The organism is Lysinibacillus sp. Ag94 (genome assembly GCF_023242215.1).
GTDB lineage: Bacteria > Bacillota > Bacilli > Bacillales_A > Planococcaceae > Lysinibacillus.
Window position 1 is genome coordinate 1 of the sequence record NZ_CP096780.1, and the last position, 19,007, is coordinate 19,007.

Here is a 19,007-nt window from a genome sequence, read left to right on the forward strand (position 1 = left end):
TAAATAAGTCTAGTGATGATGGCAAAGAGGTCACACCCGTTCCCATACCGAACACGGAAGTTAAGCTCTTTAGCGCCGATGGTAGTTGGGGGCTTCCCCCTGTGAGAGTAGGACGTCGCTAGGCAATATAAACAGTCAGCTGAGTGCTGGCTGTTTTTTTTTATAAAATTATACAAATAATAATTAACCAATAGTAAAAGTTAATCTTTCTATAGTCAAATATACTCATTAGTATTTACATATTCAATATGCTTTCATATTAATTTCGATGTAATATTACCCATAGTATTAAAAGGTAATATTATGGCTTTTATAGGTATTATATATTAAAATAGGTAATAGTTATTTTTACATACTAAATAGATATGTAAAAAAATATACAAATAGGAGTGTAAATATTGATAATACTAGATAGACCTTATGTTTCGGAATTATTAGCGGACACAATTAGTAAGAATAAAATTCCGGTAATCAAATTAAATGAAGTTTTTATACCAAACGAATCTACTATAAATTTAAAAAAGGTAGACGATTTGTTGATTGAATTAGAGAAGGGGAATTCTCCAATTCTCTTTAACTCTGAAAATGGACTTAATATTTTATCAAAATATGCGCCTAATCACTATTTAACAACTGTTACAGATATTTTGAAAAATAAAGTTACTTTTAGGAAAACATTAAGTAGACATTATACAGATTTCTTTTTCACAGAAGTTTCTCTAAAAGAATTAGAAGAATTAGATCCTAGTGCTCTACCTTTCCCTATTATTGTTAAGCCTGTTATAGGATATTCAAGTATAGGTGTACATCGTATTGATAAGGTAGAAGAATATAAAGAAACTATTAAACAACTTAAGTTTGAAATGGAAGTTACAAGTTCAGAGTATCCAATCGAAGTTATTAATAATCAATCATTTATAATTGAAAAATTAATTGAAGGCGATGAATACGCTGTTGACGTATATTTTACAGAAGATGGAGAACCGGTTATCCTAAATCTTTTTAAAAGAATGTTTAGGCATGAAAAAGACATGAGCGATAGAATTTACTATACGAGTAAGCAAGTAATAAACGAGTCCCTCAACAAAATTCAAGAGTTTTTAAGAACTATTTCATCGTTTTTCGCTTTAAAGTCCGCCCCTATACATATCGAAATTCGCATCGATAAAGACCAGATTGTTCCTATTGAAGTAAATCCACTAAGATTTGCTGGTATCGGGACAAATGAACTTGGCGTTCATGCATATGGTGTAAACGCATGTGAGTACTTTTTTAAACAAGAAAAGCCTGACTGGGAAAATATAGTTAATCAAATGGATGATTCAATTTATAGCTTTTGTTGTGCTGAAATAGATGCCTCTATTGATTGTAAGCAAGTTGTATCTATTAATCATGAAGCGTTTAAACAAAACTTTGGTGAAATTTTAGAATATCGACCAATGAATGTGAATGAAAGCTCTACTTTTGCTGTAATCTTTCATAAGTCACCGGATTTAAATGAAAATAGAAGGTTATTGAATTTAGATCTGAATCAATATATAACGTTAAAAGAAATGGTATTTGTTTAATAATGACTAATTTTTTAATTCCAGTTAGGAGCGTTAATGATGTTTAAAGGTATGACAATTAGAAAGAAAATATTATTAAACGTATTAATGCCTATTGTTGTTATAAGCACAATTTTTAGTTTAGCCATCTTTATTGTAGCTGATCGTTTAATTGACGGATATATTATTCCCCAGTTTGAAGAGAGCTTAACAATGAAAATGGAGGATTTTAATGAGTTATTTGATAAAGAATTAATCAATAGTGCTAAAACAAACAAAAGTGCATATCAAGAACTATTGTCTAGAGGAAATGCATTTCAAAAAGAGTATGATTTAGAAAATGTCTATATTATGAGTAAAGTAGATAATAAAGAAGTCATTTTATTTTTAGGTAATGACGATAAGTATTTATCACCACTAGCGTTTACAGATGAACAAAAAGCAGCACTAGGTACAACTAAAATGGTTACAAGTGATATTTATATAGATGATTACGGTGCCCATAAGTCAACATTTTTACAAGTTCAAGGGACAGATTCTGTCTTAGGATTAGATGAAGATGCAGATTTTATAGTTGATCTAGAAAATTTATTAATAAAAGTATGTGTATTATTAGCGCTTATATTTATTGTAGTAAGTGGTATACTAGCATATTTCACTGCTAAAAGAATTTCTAAACCGTTAAATGAACTTGTTGATTATACTAAAGTAATTGCAGCTGGTGATTTAACACAGGAAATAAAAAATACAAGTAATGATGAAATTGGTCAACTTGCATCAAGTTTTAATAGTATGCAAGTACAGCTAAAAGAAGTTATAGGTCATGTATCCTCAACAGCAGACTATGTAGCAAACGGGTCTAAAGAATTGACTCAAAGTATAGAGCAAGTGACAGAAATGGCTAATCAGGTATCAGCAGCAGTTCAGGAAGTTTCAGTAAGTAGCGAAATGATAACAACTGGGGCTATTCAAAATCAAATTGCCATTAGAGAAATATCACAGGGGATAGTAGAAATTACAGAATCTACTACAAACGTCTCTGATGAATCTATTAAGACAGCAGAAGAATCCAATCAGGGTAATAATGTCATTCAACAATCCGTACAAGGAATTGATTCAATTAACGAGCTTTCAAAAGCCTCTATGCAAATGACAGAACAAATGCATCAACGTTCTAAAGAAGTAGGACAAATTACAAATGTCATTACAAGTATTTCAGATCAAATTAATTTACTAGCACTAAATGCAGCTATTGAGGCTGCTCGTGCAGGTGAATACGGAAAAGGATTTGCTGTTGTCGCAGATGAAATAAGACATTTAGCAGAACAGTCTGCTCAATCTGCTAATGACATAACTAAATTAATCTCTGAAATGCAAAGCAATTCTAATGAATCGGTTGAAGCTATTACGAGAGTAGTAGATGAAATTGATCAAGAAACTGTCGCAATAAGATTGGCTGGAGATACTTTCCAAAAAATCTCATCTCTAATTTCAAACATTAGCATGCGAACGCAATCAATTGCTTCAACAGTAGAACAAATATCAGCAAGCTCTGAACAAGTATTAGGGACTACTGAGACAACTGTGCAATCATTGGAGCAAACATCAGCAGGTACCCAAAACATTGCTTCAACTATGCAAGAGCAATCTGCTTTTATGGAAGAAATGCTAGGAACAGCTAATCAAGTAAATGATATGGTTGAAAACTTAAAAGGTCAAATTGCACATTTTAAAATTAAGTAATTTAAGTAATAACATTAACAACTAAGTTAAAAGGATTAGCTCTAACTTGAACAGAGCTAATCCTTTTACTATTTTTAGATCCGTATGCGAGTATCAAAGCCGTTTGTAAATTCGACAAAATACTCATTGAGTTCGTTCTAATTGTATATAATTCTTTATATAATGTAGCGATTACCTGAAAAAGGAGAGGAAATTTTGTGGATTGATGGTGTTTTTTCTGGTGGCGGTTTGAAGGGGTTTGCACTAGTTGGGGCGTATCAAGTACTAGAAGCTGAAAATTTCCGCTTTAAACGGGTAGCTGGAACAAGTGCTGGGGCCATATTAGCTGCATTTATTGCTGCAGGATATAGTGGAAAAGAAATTCAAACGATGTTAGAAGAGTTGGATGTACCTTCATTACTAGATCCAAGGAAAACAATTTTACCTTTCCCGTTTATGAAGTGGGTTAATGTTTATCACCATTTAGGTTTATATAAAGGGAAAGCATTAGAAAAATGGTTTTTTCAGAAATTGGCGGCAAAAGGTGTTTATACATTCGGAGATTTACCTAGAGATTCATTAAAATTAGTGGCTTCAGATTTAACAAATGGCAGAATGATCGTTTTACCAGACGATTTACAAAAATATCATATTGAAGCGAGGAACTTTTCTGTAGCAAGTGCTTTACGTATGAGCTGTGGCATACCGTTCTTCTTTGAGCCTGTTACATTAAAAACAGGAAAAGGAGATTCAGTTATAGTAGATGGCGGGGTATTGAGTAATTTTCCGTTATGGGTATTTGATGATAGAGAAGGACGTAAGATGCGACCAATTATAGGACTTAAATTGAGTAGACGTAGAGAAGAACAACATCCACATGAAATCAAAAACGGATTAAATTTATTTGAAGCTTTATTTACTACGATGAAAGATGCTCATGACGAAAGGTATATTTCAAGACGGCATGAACGAGATATTATTTTTATTCCTGTCGATGACTATAGCGCCACACAATTTGATTTAGATGAAGAGACGAAAGAAACGCTTTTAGAAATAGGAAGAAACCGTACTATTCAATTTTTAAAATCATGGCCAAAGTTTAGGTTGTAAAACTTTTTAAAAAACAAATAAAACTATTGACGTTCTATGAAGTGGGTGGTATTATATAAAAGTTGCTGCTAAACATGCAACTAGAACAATATAAAAAATAACTGTTTGACATTATGTATAAAACATGTTATTATATAAAAGTTAACTCTTAATAAAGAGATGACGATTTATAAATGAACCTTGAAAACTGAACAAGCAAAACGTAATCAATAAAGTTTTTAGTAGCTAACCTCGAGTTAGTGAACGGAACAAAATTTTGGACATCAAACATGATGCCAGCAAAACAATTTGAGCTAATCAAATTTCTTTTTATGGAGAGTTTGATCCTGGCTCAGGACGAACGCTGGCGGCGTGCCTAATACATGCAAGTCGAGCGAACAGAAAAGGAGCTTGCTCCTTTGACGTTAGCGGCGGACGGGTGAGTAACACGTGGGCAACCTACCTTATAGTTTGGGATAACTCCGGGAAACCGGGGCTAATACCGAATAATCTATTTCACTCATGAAGCCCCCCTCAAGATGAGATTTCCCATTACGCAAGTAAGTAAGATCCCTCAAAGACGATGAGGTAGATAGGTTCGAGGTGGAAGTGTGGTGACACATGGAGCTGACGAATACTAATCGATCGAGGACTTAACCAAATGTTTGAAGCATTCAATGCACCGTTTATCCAGTTTTGAAAGAACAATCTTTCAATTAAATAAGTCTAGTGATGATGGCAAAGAGGTCACACCCGTTCCCATACCGAACACGGAAGTTAAGCTCTTTAGCGCCGATGGTAGTTGGGGGCTTCCCCCTGTGAGAGTAGGACGTCGCTAGGCAATGTAAACAGTCAGCTGCGTGCTGACTGTTTGTTTTTTTATAAAAATCCTTAATAATTTATCAATAATTCAGCAAAACTTGCCTAAAATAAGACAGAGCTTAACTATTATCTATTCTAAATGTAGAAGAAATTAAAAAAGCCTATATTTTTCATAGTAAAAAAGGGCGAAAAGACTATCAGAGTTACCACATCGAAAAATCTGAATTGTCTTTCTTTTATAAGTTTCTTGACAGTAGCTTAGCACGTTGTTAATCTTACAATTAATATTCTTTAAACTATAGGAGGACGTTACGAAAATGTGGGAAACTAAATTTGCCAAAGAAGGTTTAACTTTTGATGATGTATTATTAGTACCAGCGCATTCAGAAGTATTACCGAAAGATGTTGATTTATCAGTTCAACTAACACCGAAGATTAAATTAAATATTCCAATGATCAGCGCAGGCATGGATACTGTTACAGAGTCTAAAATGGCAATTGCTATGGCACGTCAAGGTGGTATCGGTATTATCCATAAGAACATGTCGATTGATGAGCAAGCTGAGCAAGTAGAAAAAGTAAAACGTTCTGAAAATGGCGTTATTACTAACCCATTCTTCTTAACTCCGACTCACCAAGTTTTCGATGCTGAGCATTTAATGGGTAAATACCGTATTTCTGGTGTACCAATTGTTGATAGTATGGAAAACCAAAAGCTAGTAGGGATCATTACAAACCGCGACTTACGTTTCATTTCTGATTATTCTTTAAAAATTGAAGAAGTTATGACAAAAGAAGATTTAATTACAGCGCCTGTTGGAACGACTCTAGAGGATGCTGAAAAGATTCTTCAACAATATAAAATCGAAAAGTTACCAATTGTAGATGAAGAAGGTAAATTAACTGGATTAATTACAATTAAGGATATTGAGAAGGTAATTGAGTTCCCTAACGCTGCTAAAGACGTACATGGTCGTTTATTAGTAGGGGCAGCAGTTGGTGTGTCAAAAGATACGATGATACGTATTGAAAAGCTTGTTGAAGCACAAGTAGACATCGTAGTAATCGATACAGCTCACGGTCATTCTGAGGGTGTATTACAAACAATTCGCTCTATCCGTGAATCTTATCCAGAGCTTGAAATAATCGCTGGTAACGTGGCAACTGCTGAAGGTGCACGTTCATTATTTGAAGCTGGAGCAGATGTAGTAAAAGTTGGTATTGGTCCAGGATCTATTTGTACAACTCGTGTCGTAGCAGGTGTTGGTGTACCACAAATTACAGCTGTTTACGATTGTGCGACAGTAGCACGTGAGCTTGGTAAAGCAATTATTGCTGATGGAGGCATTAAATACTCAGGAGACATCGTTAAAGCTCTAGCGGCTGGTGGTAACGTTGTAATGCTTGGTTCACTTCTTGCAGGTACTTCTGAATCTCCTGGTGAAACTGAAATCTTCCAAGGTCGTCGCTTTAAGGTTTACCGTGGTATGGGTTCAATTGGCGCTATGGAAAAAGGTTCAAAAGATCGATACTTCCAAGAGGATGCTAAAAAATTAGTACCAGAGGGTATTGAAGGTCGCCTTCCATACAAAGGACCACTAGCAGATACAATTTATCAACTAATCGGTGGTATTCGTGCAGGTATGGGCTATTGCGGTTCAGCTAACCTTGAGTTCTTACGTGAAAATGCTCAATTTGTTCGTATGACAGGTGCAGGTCTACGTGAATCACATCCACATGATGTACAAATCACAAAAGAATCACCAAACTATTCGATGTAATATATTACTAGCAACTTTTATGCTCTCGAATCGTCTACAAAGATGACACGAGAGCATTTTTTTATGATAGAGAGTGCGCACGGACATTACTATATATGATAAAATGTCGAGGACAAGATTATTTTTTGGAGGGCTTTAGGGTGAAAAAGACAATAAACACTGTCATTCGCTTACTCCTAATTCCTGTTTTGTTATTTAGTGTTTTAGCAGGTATTCCTGCGAAGGCACATGCAGAATCAGATTTAGGACTACATGTGGATGCTGCGATTTTAATTGACGCAGATTCAGGAAAAATTTTATATGAACAAAATGCTGATACTGCACTAGGTATTGCGAGTATGACAAAAATGATGACTGAATACCTGTTATTGGATGCAATTGATGCAGGTACAGTTAAATGGGATCAAGAATATCACGTAACTGATTATACGTATAAATTGTCCCAAAACCGTGCGTTAAGTAATGTACCATTGCGTAGAGATGGAACTTACACTATTCGCGAATTATATGAAGCTATGGCTATTTACTCTGCAAACGCTGCAACAGTAGCTATTGCAGAAACAGTTGCAGGTACTGAAACTGAGTTTATAAAGCTAATGAATAAAAAAGCCGAAGAGCTTGGTCTTAAAGGCTATAAATTCGTAAACTCTACTGGTCTTAATAATGCAGATTTATTTGGTATGCAGCCAGCTGGTACTGGACCAAGTGATGAAAACGTAATGCCTGCTAAATCTGTAGCTAAATTAGCATATCATTTACTAAAAGATCATCCGGATGTATTAAAAACATCTAAAATTGCAAAAAAGACGTTCCGTGAAGGTACAGAAGATGCAATTAAAATGGAAAACTGGAACTTTATGTTGCCGGGATTGGTGTTCCAATATGAAGGCGTTGACGGATTAAAAACAGGTACAACAGACTTTGCTGGACATTGCTTTACAGGTACAGCAGAGCGCAATGGTACACGTTTAATTTCTGTTGTTATGAAAGCTGTAGATACAAAGGGACAGGGCTCAAGAAAAGCACGCTTCGATGAAACAGCTAAATTGCTTAACTATGGTTTCTCACAATTCTCGAAACAAGAAATTATTCCAGCAAACTATAAGTTTAAAGATGAAGAAACAGTAAAAGTTACGAAAGGTAAAGAAAACAAAGTAGCAATTGCTGTTAAAGAACCAGTTTCATTTATGGTCAAGTCATCTGAGAAAGATTTATATAAACCTAAACTAGTATTAGATAAAAAGAGTCTTGAAGCAGAGGTTAAGAAGGATACAGTTGTCGGGAAGGTAGTTATTGAGCGCTCAGAGGGCACAGATTACGGTTTTATTGACGGTAAGGGCCTTAAAGCCGATGTTGTTACAACAGAGGCTGTGGAGCGTGCTGGTGGTATCTCATTATTCTTCCAAGGTATTGGTAGCTTCTTCGGAAACTTATGGAGTGGCATTACTGACTTTGTTGGTGGCTTATTTTAATAATTAATATAAAGAACACGTAGATGTTTTTAAAACATCACGTGTTCTTTTCACATTTTTACGCTTTCCTGCATACGCTATTAGGCGAAAGGATGTGGCTAAATGTGTGGCATTACAGGATGGGCTAGCTTTCAAAAGGATTTAAGAACAACTAATGACATTCTAAAGTTAATGACGCAAACGTTAAATAAACGAGGGCCAGATGATGAAAATATTTGGTGTAGTGAGCATATTGCATTTGGCCATCGTCGGCTAGCTGTCATAGATTTAATCGGTGGGAAGCAACCGATGAAAAAAGTACACGATGGTGCAAACTATGTCATTACATATAATGGCGAGCTTTATAATACAGAAGAATTAAGGAAAGAGCTTCAACAAAGAGGGCATCTTTTTACAACACATTCAGATACGGAAGTATTATTAACTGCTTATATTGAATGGAAAGAGCAGTGTGTTGATTTTTTAAATGGAATTTTCGCTTTTGGTGTATGGGATGAACAATCACAATCTCTGTTTTTATGCCGAGATCGATTAGGTGTAAAGCCTTTATTTTACACAGAACAACAAGGCGGTTTACTTTTTGCATCCGAAGTGAAAGCATTATTAGCTCATCCATTGATTAAAACAACCGTTAATACGGAAGGGCTAGCAAATATCATGGCTGTAGGACCGTCTAGAACGCCCGGAAAGTCACCTTTTCACAATATTAATGAGTTACGTCCAGGATATGCAATGCGTTTTTCTAGAGAGGGTATACGAGTTTGGCAGTATTGGCAGTTACAAAGTACACATCATGAAGAGTCATTAGAGGAGACAATCGATCATGTCCGTTTTTTATTAACGGATGCTATTGAACGACAGCTTGTTTCAGACGTACCAATCTGTACATTTCTTTCAGGAGGATTAGATTCTAGTATTATTACGGGAATTGCTGCTACCATGTTTCAGCAACAAAATAAAGGCAAACTTCATACGTACTCTATAGACTACGAGGATAATGAACGCTTTTTTAATCCACATGCTTTTCAAACATCTACGGACACGTATTGGATTCAAAAAATGACAGATACCTTTAGTACAACACACCATGCTGAAGAAATTTCTCAGCAGCAATTAATCGATTGCTTAGTAGAATCTGTCATCGTTAGAGATTCACCAGGAATGGCAGATGTTGACTCATCGTTATTATGGTTTTGTCGAGAAATTAAACAGGATTTTACCGTTGCGCTATCAGGTGAATGTGCAGATGAAATTTTCGGTGGTTATCCATGGTTTACAGAAACGACTACAGGTTTTCCATGGATTCGTTCATTGTCTGAAAGATCAACAATGTTACAGGAGCGATGGCGTAAGAAATTAAAAGTTGAATCATATGCACAACAGGCTTATTCACAGACAATTGCTGAAGTACCATATCTTGATGGAGAGAGTATTGAGGAAGTAAGGCAACGAGAAATGTTTTATTTGAATATGGTATGGTTTATGCAAACATTGCTGGAACGAAAAGACCGTATGAGCATGGGGGCGAGTCTTGAAGTCCGTGTGCCGTTTGCAGATCATCGTCTTGTAGAATATACGTGGAATATTCCTTGGGAAATGAAAAATTTAGACGGTATGGAAAAGGGTTTACTTCGTAAAGCAATGCAGCATTTATTGCCAGAAGAAGTTTTATATCGGAAAAAGAACCCGTATCCTAAAACGTATCATCCAGTTTATACAGCGGGCGTTCAAAAATGGCTCAGAGGCATAATGGAGGACAAAAATTCAATTCTGCATGAATTATTTGAACGACAGAAACTAATAGAGCTCATTGAATCGGGTGGCAGTTCTTTCAAAGTTCCTTGGTATGGACAATTAATGGCAGGGCCACAGCTTTTAGCTTATCTGGGTCAAATTCATACATGGTTTGAGCTTTATAATATTCAGCTAATAGAATCATAATTAAAGAAAAACCAGCCAACCTTTTAACGTGAGGTTGATTGGTTTTTTTTCTGTATAGCCCAACAGTGCATTAGCTTTTCGATAGAAGGTTCAATTTCATGCACAGGTATGCCTCCAAAGCCTAGTAAAAATTGAGCTTTTGAGGGTGAGGAGTGATCCAAGCGATAATCAGAGAGTGGATAGATTCTGATTTCCGCATTGGAAGCAAGCTGCTGTAATTGCTTTTCAGACAAAGTATGTTGTACATCGAGTAAAATATGCATGCCTGCTTGCTCACCAGTAATGTTAATTTGATCAGAATAGTTTTCTAAAATAGAAGTAAGTTTTTCATGCTTTTTTCGATAAATCTTTCTCATGCGATTTAAATGCTTAGCAAAATGGCCGTCACGCATAAAATTAGCTACAATATGTTGATCGAAACGAGGTACTGTCGATGAATAGTAATTAAAGACATCATTATAAGCTGCAAGTAACTTTGGTGGAAGTACAAAATAAGCGACGCGCAAGGACGGCATTAATGATTTTGTAAATGTACTCATATAAATTACTTTATCATTTCGATCTAATGCATGAAGTGCAGGAATTGGTTTTCCAGTATAACGAAATTCAGAGTCATAATCATCTTCAATAATGTATCGAGAGGAGCTTTGTGAGGCCCAATTTAAAGCCTGAGCACGTCTTGTAGCCGATAATACTGCTCCTGTAGGGAATTGGTGAGATGGCGTGATATAAACAACGTCAGCGCTAGTTTTTTCGAGCTCATGAATGATAATTCCTTCATCATCGACCGCAATTGGATAAACCTTTCGCTTATGCTGGGAAAACATCCGATGCACAGCTGGATATCCAGGGTTTTCAAGGGCAAAACAAGTATTGTCACTAAAGAGGCGCAAAATCATTGGTAGAAGCTGTTCTGTTCCTGAACCGATGACAATCTGCTCGGGACTACAAACAACCCCGCGTGATTGAAATAAATAATTAGCAATCTCCGTTCGCAAAGATAGTTCCCCTTGAGGCTCACCTGTTAATAATAATTCCTTTGAGGCATCATCAAAGAGCTCTTTCGCATATTTCCGCCATGTTTGAAAAGGGAAGGCATCAATATCGATGGAACCAGGATTAAAATCTATTTTGTACGATTTTTTCTTAGGTTGTTCGTTTAAGGAAGTTATTGTGTCCTGCTGAATATACGGAAGCTCGTCAATTTCCTCTACAAAATAACCGACACGGGATTTAGACATAATATACCCTTCAGCAAGTAGCTGTGCATAGGCAATTTCAATTGTTGTTTGTGAAATATTCAAAAAATCGGCTAATTTTCTTTTTGATGGTAATTTTTCTCCTACTGCTATTTTCTTTGTAATAATAGCTTCTTTAATGCCGCTATAAAGCTGATCGTAGAGCGGTTTTTCACCATTTTTTTCTAGTTGGAATAAGAGCATGTCCATGTGCATTAATTCTCCTGACCTTACGATTATTTTATAAACTGGATATTTTTATATGGTCAATTTCAATTATACTAAATTTCATCATAAAGGTGGAGGTTAGAAATCATGAAACAAACAGGTACAGAATTAGTGAAGCGCGGGATGGCGGAAATGCAAAAGGGTGGCGTCATTATGGATGTTATTAATGCAGAACAGGCGAAAATTGCGGAAGCGGCAGGAGCTGTAGCTGTTATGGCATTAGAGCGAGTACCATCAGACATTCGCAAGGCGGGTGGTGTTGCACGTATGGCCGATCCTCGTATTGTTGAGGAGGTTTTGGGGGCAGTATCTATTCCTGTAATGGCTAAAGCACGTATTGGACATATTGTAGAAGCAAGAGTGTTAGAAGCAATGGGTGTCGATTATATTGATGAAAGTGAAGTATTAACGCCAGCAGATGAAGAGTTTCATTTATTAAAAAGTGATTACACAGTGCCCTTTGTTTGTGGGTGCCGCGATTTAGGCGAAGCTGCTCGACGCATTGGTGAGGGAGCTTCTATGCTACGAACGAAGGGGGAACCAGGGACAGGTAATATTGTTGAGGCAGTTCGTCATATGCGTAAAGTGAATGCCCAAGTACGTAAGGTAGTTGGTATGACAGAGGATGAATTAATGACCGAGGCTAAATTGCTCGGTGCTCCTTTTGAATTATTAAGAGAAATTAAGCGTCTTGGCCGTTTACCAGTAGTGAATTTCGCAGCAGGTGGCGTTGCTACGCCAGCAGATGCGGCATTAATGATGGAGCTTGGAGCAGACGGTGTATTTGTTGGTTCTGGTATTTTTAAATCAGAGAACCCAGAGAAATTTGCTCGTGCAATTGTTGAGGCTACAACGCATTATAAGGACTATAAGTTAATTGCTGAAATTTCAAAAGAGCTAGGTGTTCCAATGAAAGGCATCGATATTGCACAGCTTAGTCAAAATGAGCGTATGCAAGAGCGAGGCTGGTAAGATGAAGCGAATCGGTGTTTTAGCATTACAGGGAGCGGTAAGAGAGCATGTGCAAATGTTAGAGTCTCTTGGATGCGAAACGGTGTTAGTAAAACAAAGTGCTGATTTAGAGAAGCTTGATGGACTTGTTTTGCCTGGTGGAGAAAGTACAACGATGCGGAAATTGCTGGATCGCTATGAGCTATTGGAGCCAATTCGCGCACTTGCAAAGCAAGGTTTACCGATGTTTGGAACATGTGCAGGATTGATTTTATTAGCAAAGGAATTAGTGGATTATGAGTCACATTTAGCAGTAATGGATGTGGTAGTTGCACGGAATTCCTATGGACGTCAGGTAGACAGCTTTGAAGTGAAGCTCGACATACCGGAGATAGGTGCTGCTATTCCGGCGGTCTTTATACGTGCGCCACATATTGTTTCCGTAGGTGAGGGTGTTGAAATATTGGCGAAGCATGAAGGCAAGATCGTGTTAGCAAGAGACGACCATTTCTTAGGATGTTCCTTCCATCCAGAATTAACGTCAGATGCACGAATTCTTGAATATTTTGTATCTTCTATGGTATGACTTGCAAATTTCCACTTCATATAGTACAGTATGGATAAAATTTAAATAACTGAACACGATGATGGGAAGTAGTAGCAAGCACGTTTTTTTTAGAGAGTCAGCGGGTGGTGGAAGCTGATAAAAGCACTTGTGAATCCGTCCTGGAGTTGCGCAGTCGAAGTGAATGAAGTAGGCTGTCGCCGGCTGAAATGCCGTTATGAAATAAGTGGATTAGACAAAGTACAATGTGTCTAATCAATTAGGGTGGCAACGCGGGTAGCTCTCGTCCCTTTTGGGGATGAGGGCTTTTTTGTGTTCCTACTAAATTTTTCCCATCATTAACAATCTACTGGAGGTATGAAGATGTTAGATATTAAACGCGTGCGCGACAATTTCGCGGAAATTAAAGAAATGCTATTAACACGTAATGAGGATTTAGGAAACTTAGACGATTTTGAACAATTAGATGCAAAGCGTCGTGAATTAATTGCAAAAACAGAGGAGCTTAAAGCTGAACGTAATAAGGTATCTGAACAAATTTCGATCATGAAGCGCAATAAAGAAAATGCGGATGAAGTTATTGCACGTATGCGTCAAGTTGGCGATGAAATTAAAGAGCTAGATGTCCAATTAAATGATGTAGAAGAACGCTTTAAAGATATGATGATGCGTTTACCGAACATTCCACATGAATCTGTACCAGTTGGCACAACAGAGGACGATAATGTAGAGGAATATACTTGGGGTGAGATTCCAACATTTGATTTTGACATTAAAGCACACTGGGATATCGCTACAGATTTAAAAATTGTAGACTTTGAACGTGGTGCAAAAGTGACGGGTAGTCGTTTCTTATTCTATCGTGGTCTTGGCGCTCGTTTAGAACGTGCATTAATGACGTTTATGATGGACTTACATGCAGAAGAGCATGGCTATGAAGAAATGCTACCACCTGTAATTGTCAATCGTGATAGCTTAACAGGGACAGGACAACTACCTAAGTTTGAAGAAGATGTCTTTAAGTTAGATGACACAGATTATTTCATGATTCCAACAGCAGAAGTACCTGTGACGAACTTCTATCGTGATGAAATTTTACCAGCTGAAGCATTACCACATGGCTTTGCAGCATATAGTGCATGCTTCCGTTCAGAAGCAGGTTCTGCAGGTCGCGATACACGTGGTTTAATTCGCCAACACCAATTCAACAAAGTAGAATTAGTACGCTTTGTAAAACCAGAAGAATCTTATGAACAGCTAGAACTATTAACAGGTCATGCAGAAAAAGTACTGCAATTATTAGGATTACCATACCGCAAACTAAAAATGTGTACAGCTGATTTAGGCTTTACTGCAGCGAAAAAGTACGATTTAGAAGTGTGGATTCCAGCTCAAAATATGTACCGCGAAATCTCTTCATGCTCTAACTTTGAAGATTTCCAAGCACGCCGAGCAAATATTCGCTTCCGTCGTGAGCCAAATGCAAAACCAGAGTATGTCCACACATTAAACGGATCAGGTCTTGCAATCGGTCGTACAGTAGCAGCAATCCTAGAAAACTATCAGCAAGCTGACGGAAGCGTAGTGATTCCTGAAGTATTAAGACCATATATGGGCGGAAAAGAAGTAATCGCTCCAAAGTAAACCAAGTCGGAAACGAAGCGGCTAAAAGAAAAAGCTACTGTTGAAAATATCTAATCTCAACAGTAGCTTTTCTTTTTTTACAGTAGGTTAGCGAGGTCGAACGCGATGTTTCACAGAGAAGTTATGTTCGTTAGAAAGCAAGTAAATAACGCCCTCTATAAAGCCTATAAGGGCCGGAATATATGTCCAGAAGAAGATGAGGTACAATATACCTTGTCCAATTTTCCCTAAGTAAAATTTATGGATTCCGATTCCACCTAAAAAGATAGCTAGTACCCCTGCGACTGTTTTATTTTTTATAGGCCAAGAAGGATCGATGCCATCATACATAGGAGCTGAATATTGGGGCTGCGTTTGATATACAGGCTGTGATTGCTGTTGATAAACCGGTTGATGCACAATTTGCTGTTCTTTTTGGAAATTGAATTTTTCACCACAATATTTACATTGAGCTAATGTAACATCAGCCGCTGCTCCACATTGTGGACATTCGATATTTTTCATGTCAATATCTCCTAATCAATGATACTTGTTTAATTTACATTTTCCGATGTATTGTTTTTAACTACATTGTTATGATTATCTATTGAATTGATTCGACTGGAGTACCACAGTTATTACAAAATTTCGAAGTAACATCTAGTTCTTGTCCACATGAACAAACAGGCTTGTGTAAACTAGTTCCACAAGAAGAACAGAATTTTGATGATTCCTCGTTTTCACTCTGACAAGAATGACATGTAATGACCTTTAGCGTTAAATTTTCACCACATAAGTTGCAAAACTTACTAGTAGATACGATATTACCATGGCAAGAAGGACATATTTTATGTGTAACATTATTGCTAGGCTGTTGTACTTGTTGATTCATCATAGTCACCATACCTTGCCCTACGCCTAAGCCAACTCCACTTGTAGCAAATAATCCAGCTACTCCATTGTCATTTGATGCAGCAGATTCATATATATCAAAGCTACGTTGTGTTACATAACGATTGTCACCCATAATTTCGAATTTAGCTTTATCTTGTAAAATTTCATTTATTTTATTGAAATCTTCTTCTGGGAAATTAATTGATTGAATATGGAAATGGGCCATTATAAAACCATACGCATTGAATTCTTCAGATATTTTTTCTTTTAAACTATTTGAAATATTATGAAGCTCTGTTGTTATTTCTAGTGCAGAGATTTTCTCATTAATAATTTTATTTGCAAGTTCAGTTTTTATGGATGTAATAAGAGAACCTTTAAAGTAATCTTGTACTTTTTCGAAACTAACAATATCATCTTTGTTCATAGAGCCTATAACTTCTGTAAAGAATAATAAATAGTCATCAAGGCGGAGAGCCAATTGTCCAAATGCTCGTATACGTAATTTTACAAAGTATTTTGGATCAATTAGTTGAATAGGATCAGAGGTTCCCCAATATAAATCTAATTTTACTGTTAGATTTATAAAGTAGATTTCTGCTGAAAAAGGTGTATCCCCTCCATAAGCAAAATTCACAACATGGTGAAGTAATGGTAAGTTATTGGTTGATAAAACATGTGTGCCTGAATTAAATACATCACATATTTGCCCACCCTTTACAAATATGGCGACTTGCCCTTCGTTGACGATAAGTGTAGTGCCTAACACTAGCTTTTCATTCGGATGCTTGTAGATTAACCAATCGCGCGAGCGTAAACCATCGAACTTCACTCTATCCAAAATAGGCATTAAAATATTACCTCCCTATTAATTACCTTTTAAATAAAATTATTACTAGTTATATTTTCCCTTTTCAGTTTATGCATGTCAATGGTTTATGTATATTGAAATTTTTCTTTAGATTAGCCAGTAATGTACTTGCCATATCGCATTTTTCATTTTTTAGATTGCGTATTTAAAAATATTATTGTTATGAATATGTTGTCGCTATTACGACATATTTCCATATATAAGCTTCCCCTAATCATAAAAAAGAAGGTGCCTCCATCTGAGACACCTTCTTTTTTATGTGAAGTTTAAAACTTTTCATTTTCAACCACTAAAGCTTGTCGTGCTTTTTTCTCCGCTTTTTTTCGTTCACGTAATGCTCGGAAAAAATCGGTTAAGATTTGTCCGCATTCCTCCGCTAAAATTCCTTCTGTTACCTCGCATTCATGGTTAAAGCGTGCATCGTTTAATAATCGATAGAGTGAATCTACACAGCCTGCTTTTATATCCCTTGCACCATATACGACACGCGGCACACGAGATTGCAAAATGGCACCTGCACACATAGGGCAAGGTTCAAGTGTCACATAGAGTGTTGTTTTTTCAAGACGCCAGCTACCTATTTTTTTACAAGCATCTTGAATAATCATTAATTCAGCATGCGTCGTTGCATTTTGTGTTGTTTCTCGTAAATTATGAGCGCGTGCAATAATCTCCCCATCATAGACAAGCACAGCTCCTATTGGCACTTCTCCAAGTAAAGCTGCTTTCTTAGCTTCTTCTAGTGCACTGTTCATAAACAATCGGTCTGTTTCAAAAATATCCACTATAATCTCTCCTTATCACTAAGTGTATCTTGCTTAATTGACAATTGCTACTATGACGTGAAGGTAAAACGTTGACATTTCCAAAACAAACATTTATATTCATATATGAACACATGTTCATATATGAATATAAAAAGGTTAGGAGTAAACTAAATGGATGAAAAATTACAAAATACAGAGGTTCAGGATAACAAAGAGCAACATTTAGACGAAGAAACACTATTTGTCGTGTCTCAAACATTTAAAGCATTAAGTGATCCGACAAGAATTCGTATTTTAAATTTATTATGTACGGATGAACATTCAGTTAACGACATTGCTGAGGTTTTAGATTTAGGTCAATCAACAGTTTCGCATCAATTACGTTTTTTGAAAAATTTACGGTTAGTGAAATACAGAAGAGAAGGTACAACTTTATATTATTCAACAGATGATGATCACATTATGAATTTGTTGATGCAAGCTATTGAGCATGCTACACATAACTAGATAAAATGGGGGATAAAACATGGGACACAATCATGATCACAGCCATGATCATACACATGGTGCAAACAAAAAGGTTTTAATCGTATCATTTATTATTATTACGAGTTATATGATTATTGAAGCGTTTGGGGGCTATTTAACAAATAGTTTGGCTCTTTTATCTGATGCAGGTCATATGTTAAGTGATTCCATATCATTAGCAATAGCCTTACTTGCCTTTATATTGGGAGAAAAGGCAGCAAGCTATAGTAAAACATACGGCTATAAACGATTTGAAATTTTAGCAGCAGTATTAAACGGTGTGACATTAATTTTGATTGCTTTATTCATTTTCTATGAAGCAATCAAACGTTTTGCCAATCCACCGGAAGTGGCAACTACAGGGATGTTGATTATTAGTACAATCGGTCTTTTGATCAATATTTTAGTCGCTTGGATTATGATGCGTGGCAGTGATACAAAAGATAATTTAAATATGCGTGGTGCTTTCTTACACGTATTAAGCGATATGATTGGATCTGTAGGGGCCATCGTAGCCGCATTATTAATCATGTTTTTTGGTTGGGGCTGGGCTGATCCACTTGCGAGTGTTATTGTTGCAGCATTAGTATTGAGAAGCGGCTACTATGTAACAAATGCTGCAGTTCACGTCCTTTTGGAAGGAACGCCTTCAAACGTAGACGCTGAAGAAATTATACAAACTATTGTACAAACAGATGGTGTGCATAGCATTCACGATTTACACATTTGGACAATAACAAGCGGAACAAATGCACTTTCTTGTCATGCAGTTGTGGAAGGCCAGCTAAAAATTGCGGATAGTGAGCATATATTACGAGAAATTGAACATAATCTTGAGCATAAGGGCATAAAGCACGTAACGATTCAATTGGAAACAGTAGCACATAAACATGATAACTCCATTTTATGTACAATAAAAAATGAGCAGTCGAATGATCACCATCATCATTAAAAAAATTAAAAATTTT

At 36.4% G+C, this 19,007-nt stretch carries 15 protein-coding genes, 2 rRNA genes and 2 other annotated features; of the genes, 13 read left to right on the forward strand and 4 right to left on the reverse strand.

Annotated features, from left to right (window positions below; translation table 11 throughout):
• Positions 1 to 8: 8 nt before the first annotated feature.
• From rrf (MY533_RS00005) to asnB, 8 genes are all read left to right on the forward strand, one after another.
• Positions 9 to 124 (forward strand): 5S ribosomal RNA (gene rrf / locus MY533_RS00005).
• A 274-nt stretch (positions 125 to 398) separates the two neighbouring features.
• Complete coding sequence (locus MY533_RS00010) at positions 399 to 1,568, forward strand: ATP-grasp domain-containing protein (protein ID WP_248717576.1); 1,170 nt, start codon at positions 399 to 401, stop codon at positions 1,566 to 1,568.
• 36 nt (positions 1,569 to 1,604) lie between these two features.
• Positions 1,605 to 3,290: a methyl-accepting chemotaxis protein gene (locus MY533_RS00015; protein WP_248717577.1), complete on the forward strand. Its 1,686-nt coding sequence runs from the start codon at positions 1,605 to 1,607 to the stop codon at positions 3,288 to 3,290.
• Positions 3,291 to 3,485: 195 nt separating this feature from the next.
• Positions 3,486 to 4,379 carry a patatin-like phospholipase family protein gene (locus MY533_RS00020; protein WP_132364842.1) on the forward strand — a complete coding sequence of 298 codons (894 nt, stop codon included), beginning with the start codon at positions 3,486 to 3,488 and terminating at the stop codon, positions 4,377 to 4,379.
• 451 nt (positions 4,380 to 4,830) lie between these two features.
• Positions 4,831 to 5,007: a sequence feature (23S ribosomal RNA rRNA prediction is too short), on the forward strand.
• Positions 5,008 to 5,083: 76 nt separating this feature from the next.
• Positions 5,084 to 5,199: ribosomal RNA gene (gene rrf / locus MY533_RS00025) — 5S ribosomal RNA — on the forward strand.
• 298 nt (positions 5,200 to 5,497) lie between these two features.
• Entirely contained in the window at positions 5,498 to 6,961 is a 1,464-nt protein-coding gene (gene guaB, locus MY533_RS00030) for an IMP dehydrogenase (protein WP_132364686.1), read from the forward strand.
• A gap of 140 nt (positions 6,962 to 7,101) precedes the next feature.
• Positions 7,102 to 8,433 carry a D-alanyl-D-alanine carboxypeptidase family protein gene (locus MY533_RS00035; protein ID WP_248717578.1) on the forward strand — a complete coding sequence of 444 codons (1,332 nt, stop codon included), beginning with the start codon at positions 7,102 to 7,104 and terminating at the stop codon, positions 8,431 to 8,433.
• 102 nt (positions 8,434 to 8,535) lie between these two features.
• A complete protein-coding gene (gene asnB, locus MY533_RS00040; RefSeq protein WP_248717579.1) occupies positions 8,536 to 10,374 on the forward strand; it encodes an asparagine synthase (glutamine-hydrolyzing) in 1,839 nt (612 codons plus the stop codon).
• A 23-nt stretch (positions 10,375 to 10,397) separates the two neighbouring features.
• On the opposite strand, the gene MY533_RS00045 is transcribed toward asnB, so the two are convergent.
• Positions 10,398 to 11,822, reverse strand: a complete 1,425-nt coding sequence (locus MY533_RS00045; RefSeq protein WP_248717580.1) for a MocR-like pyridoxine biosynthesis transcription factor PdxR — start codon at positions 11,820 to 11,822, stop codon at positions 10,398 to 10,400.
• 105 nt (positions 11,823 to 11,927) lie between these two features.
• Here MY533_RS00045 and pdxS point away from each other — a divergent pair, with 105 nt between their 5' ends.
• The 3 genes from pdxS (at position 11,928) to serS (ending at position 15,000) form a co-directional block, all read left to right on the forward strand.
• The gene (gene pdxS / locus MY533_RS00050; RefSeq protein ID WP_132364678.1) at positions 11,928 to 12,812 is read left to right on the forward strand and encodes a pyridoxal 5'-phosphate synthase lyase subunit PdxS; all 885 of its coding nucleotides are present in this window, start codon (positions 11,928 to 11,930) and stop codon (positions 12,810 to 12,812) included.
• Position 12,813: 1 nt separating this feature from the next.
• On the forward strand, positions 12,814 to 13,377 hold the full coding sequence (gene pdxT, locus MY533_RS00055) for a pyridoxal 5'-phosphate synthase glutaminase subunit PdxT (protein WP_248717581.1): 564 nt from the start codon (positions 12,814 to 12,816) through the stop codon (positions 13,375 to 13,377).
• Between the two features lie 49 nt (positions 13,378 to 13,426).
• Positions 13,427 to 13,650 (forward strand) — a binding site (T-box leader).
• Positions 13,651 to 13,719: 69 nt separating this feature from the next.
• Positions 13,720 to 15,000, forward strand: a complete 1,281-nt coding sequence (gene serS / locus MY533_RS00060; RefSeq protein WP_248717582.1) for a serine--tRNA ligase — start codon at positions 13,720 to 13,722, stop codon at positions 14,998 to 15,000.
• An 87-nt stretch (positions 15,001 to 15,087) separates the two neighbouring features.
• On the opposite strand, the gene MY533_RS00065 is transcribed toward serS, so the two are convergent.
• From MY533_RS00065 to tadA, 3 genes are all read right to left on the reverse strand, one after another.
• On the reverse strand, positions 15,088 to 15,330 hold the full coding sequence (locus tag MY533_RS00065) for a TM2 domain-containing protein (RefSeq protein WP_248719113.1): 243 nt from the start codon (positions 15,328 to 15,330) through the stop codon (positions 15,088 to 15,090).
• A gap of 253 nt (positions 15,331 to 15,583) precedes the next feature.
• Entirely contained in the window at positions 15,584 to 16,723 is a 1,140-nt protein-coding gene (locus MY533_RS00070) for an SPFH domain-containing protein (RefSeq protein WP_248717583.1), read from the reverse strand.
• 287 nt (positions 16,724 to 17,010) lie between these two features.
• Positions 17,011 to 17,529 (reverse strand): tRNA adenosine(34) deaminase TadA, encoded by a 519-nt coding sequence (gene tadA, locus MY533_RS00075; RefSeq protein ID WP_248717584.1) that lies wholly within the window; start codon positions 17,527 to 17,529, stop codon positions 17,011 to 17,013.
• 153 nt (positions 17,530 to 17,682) lie between these two features.
• Between tadA and MY533_RS00080 the strand changes: the two genes are divergently transcribed.
• On the forward strand, positions 17,683 to 18,018 hold the full coding sequence (locus MY533_RS00080; RefSeq protein WP_132364668.1) for an ArsR/SmtB family transcription factor: 336 nt from the start codon (positions 17,683 to 17,685) through the stop codon (positions 18,016 to 18,018).
• Positions 18,019 to 18,037: 19 nt separating this feature from the next.
• Positions 18,038 to 18,991 (forward strand): cation diffusion facilitator family transporter, encoded by a 954-nt coding sequence (locus MY533_RS00085; RefSeq protein WP_248717585.1) that lies wholly within the window; start codon positions 18,038 to 18,040, stop codon positions 18,989 to 18,991.
• Positions 18,992 to 19,007: the final 16 nt, after the last annotated feature.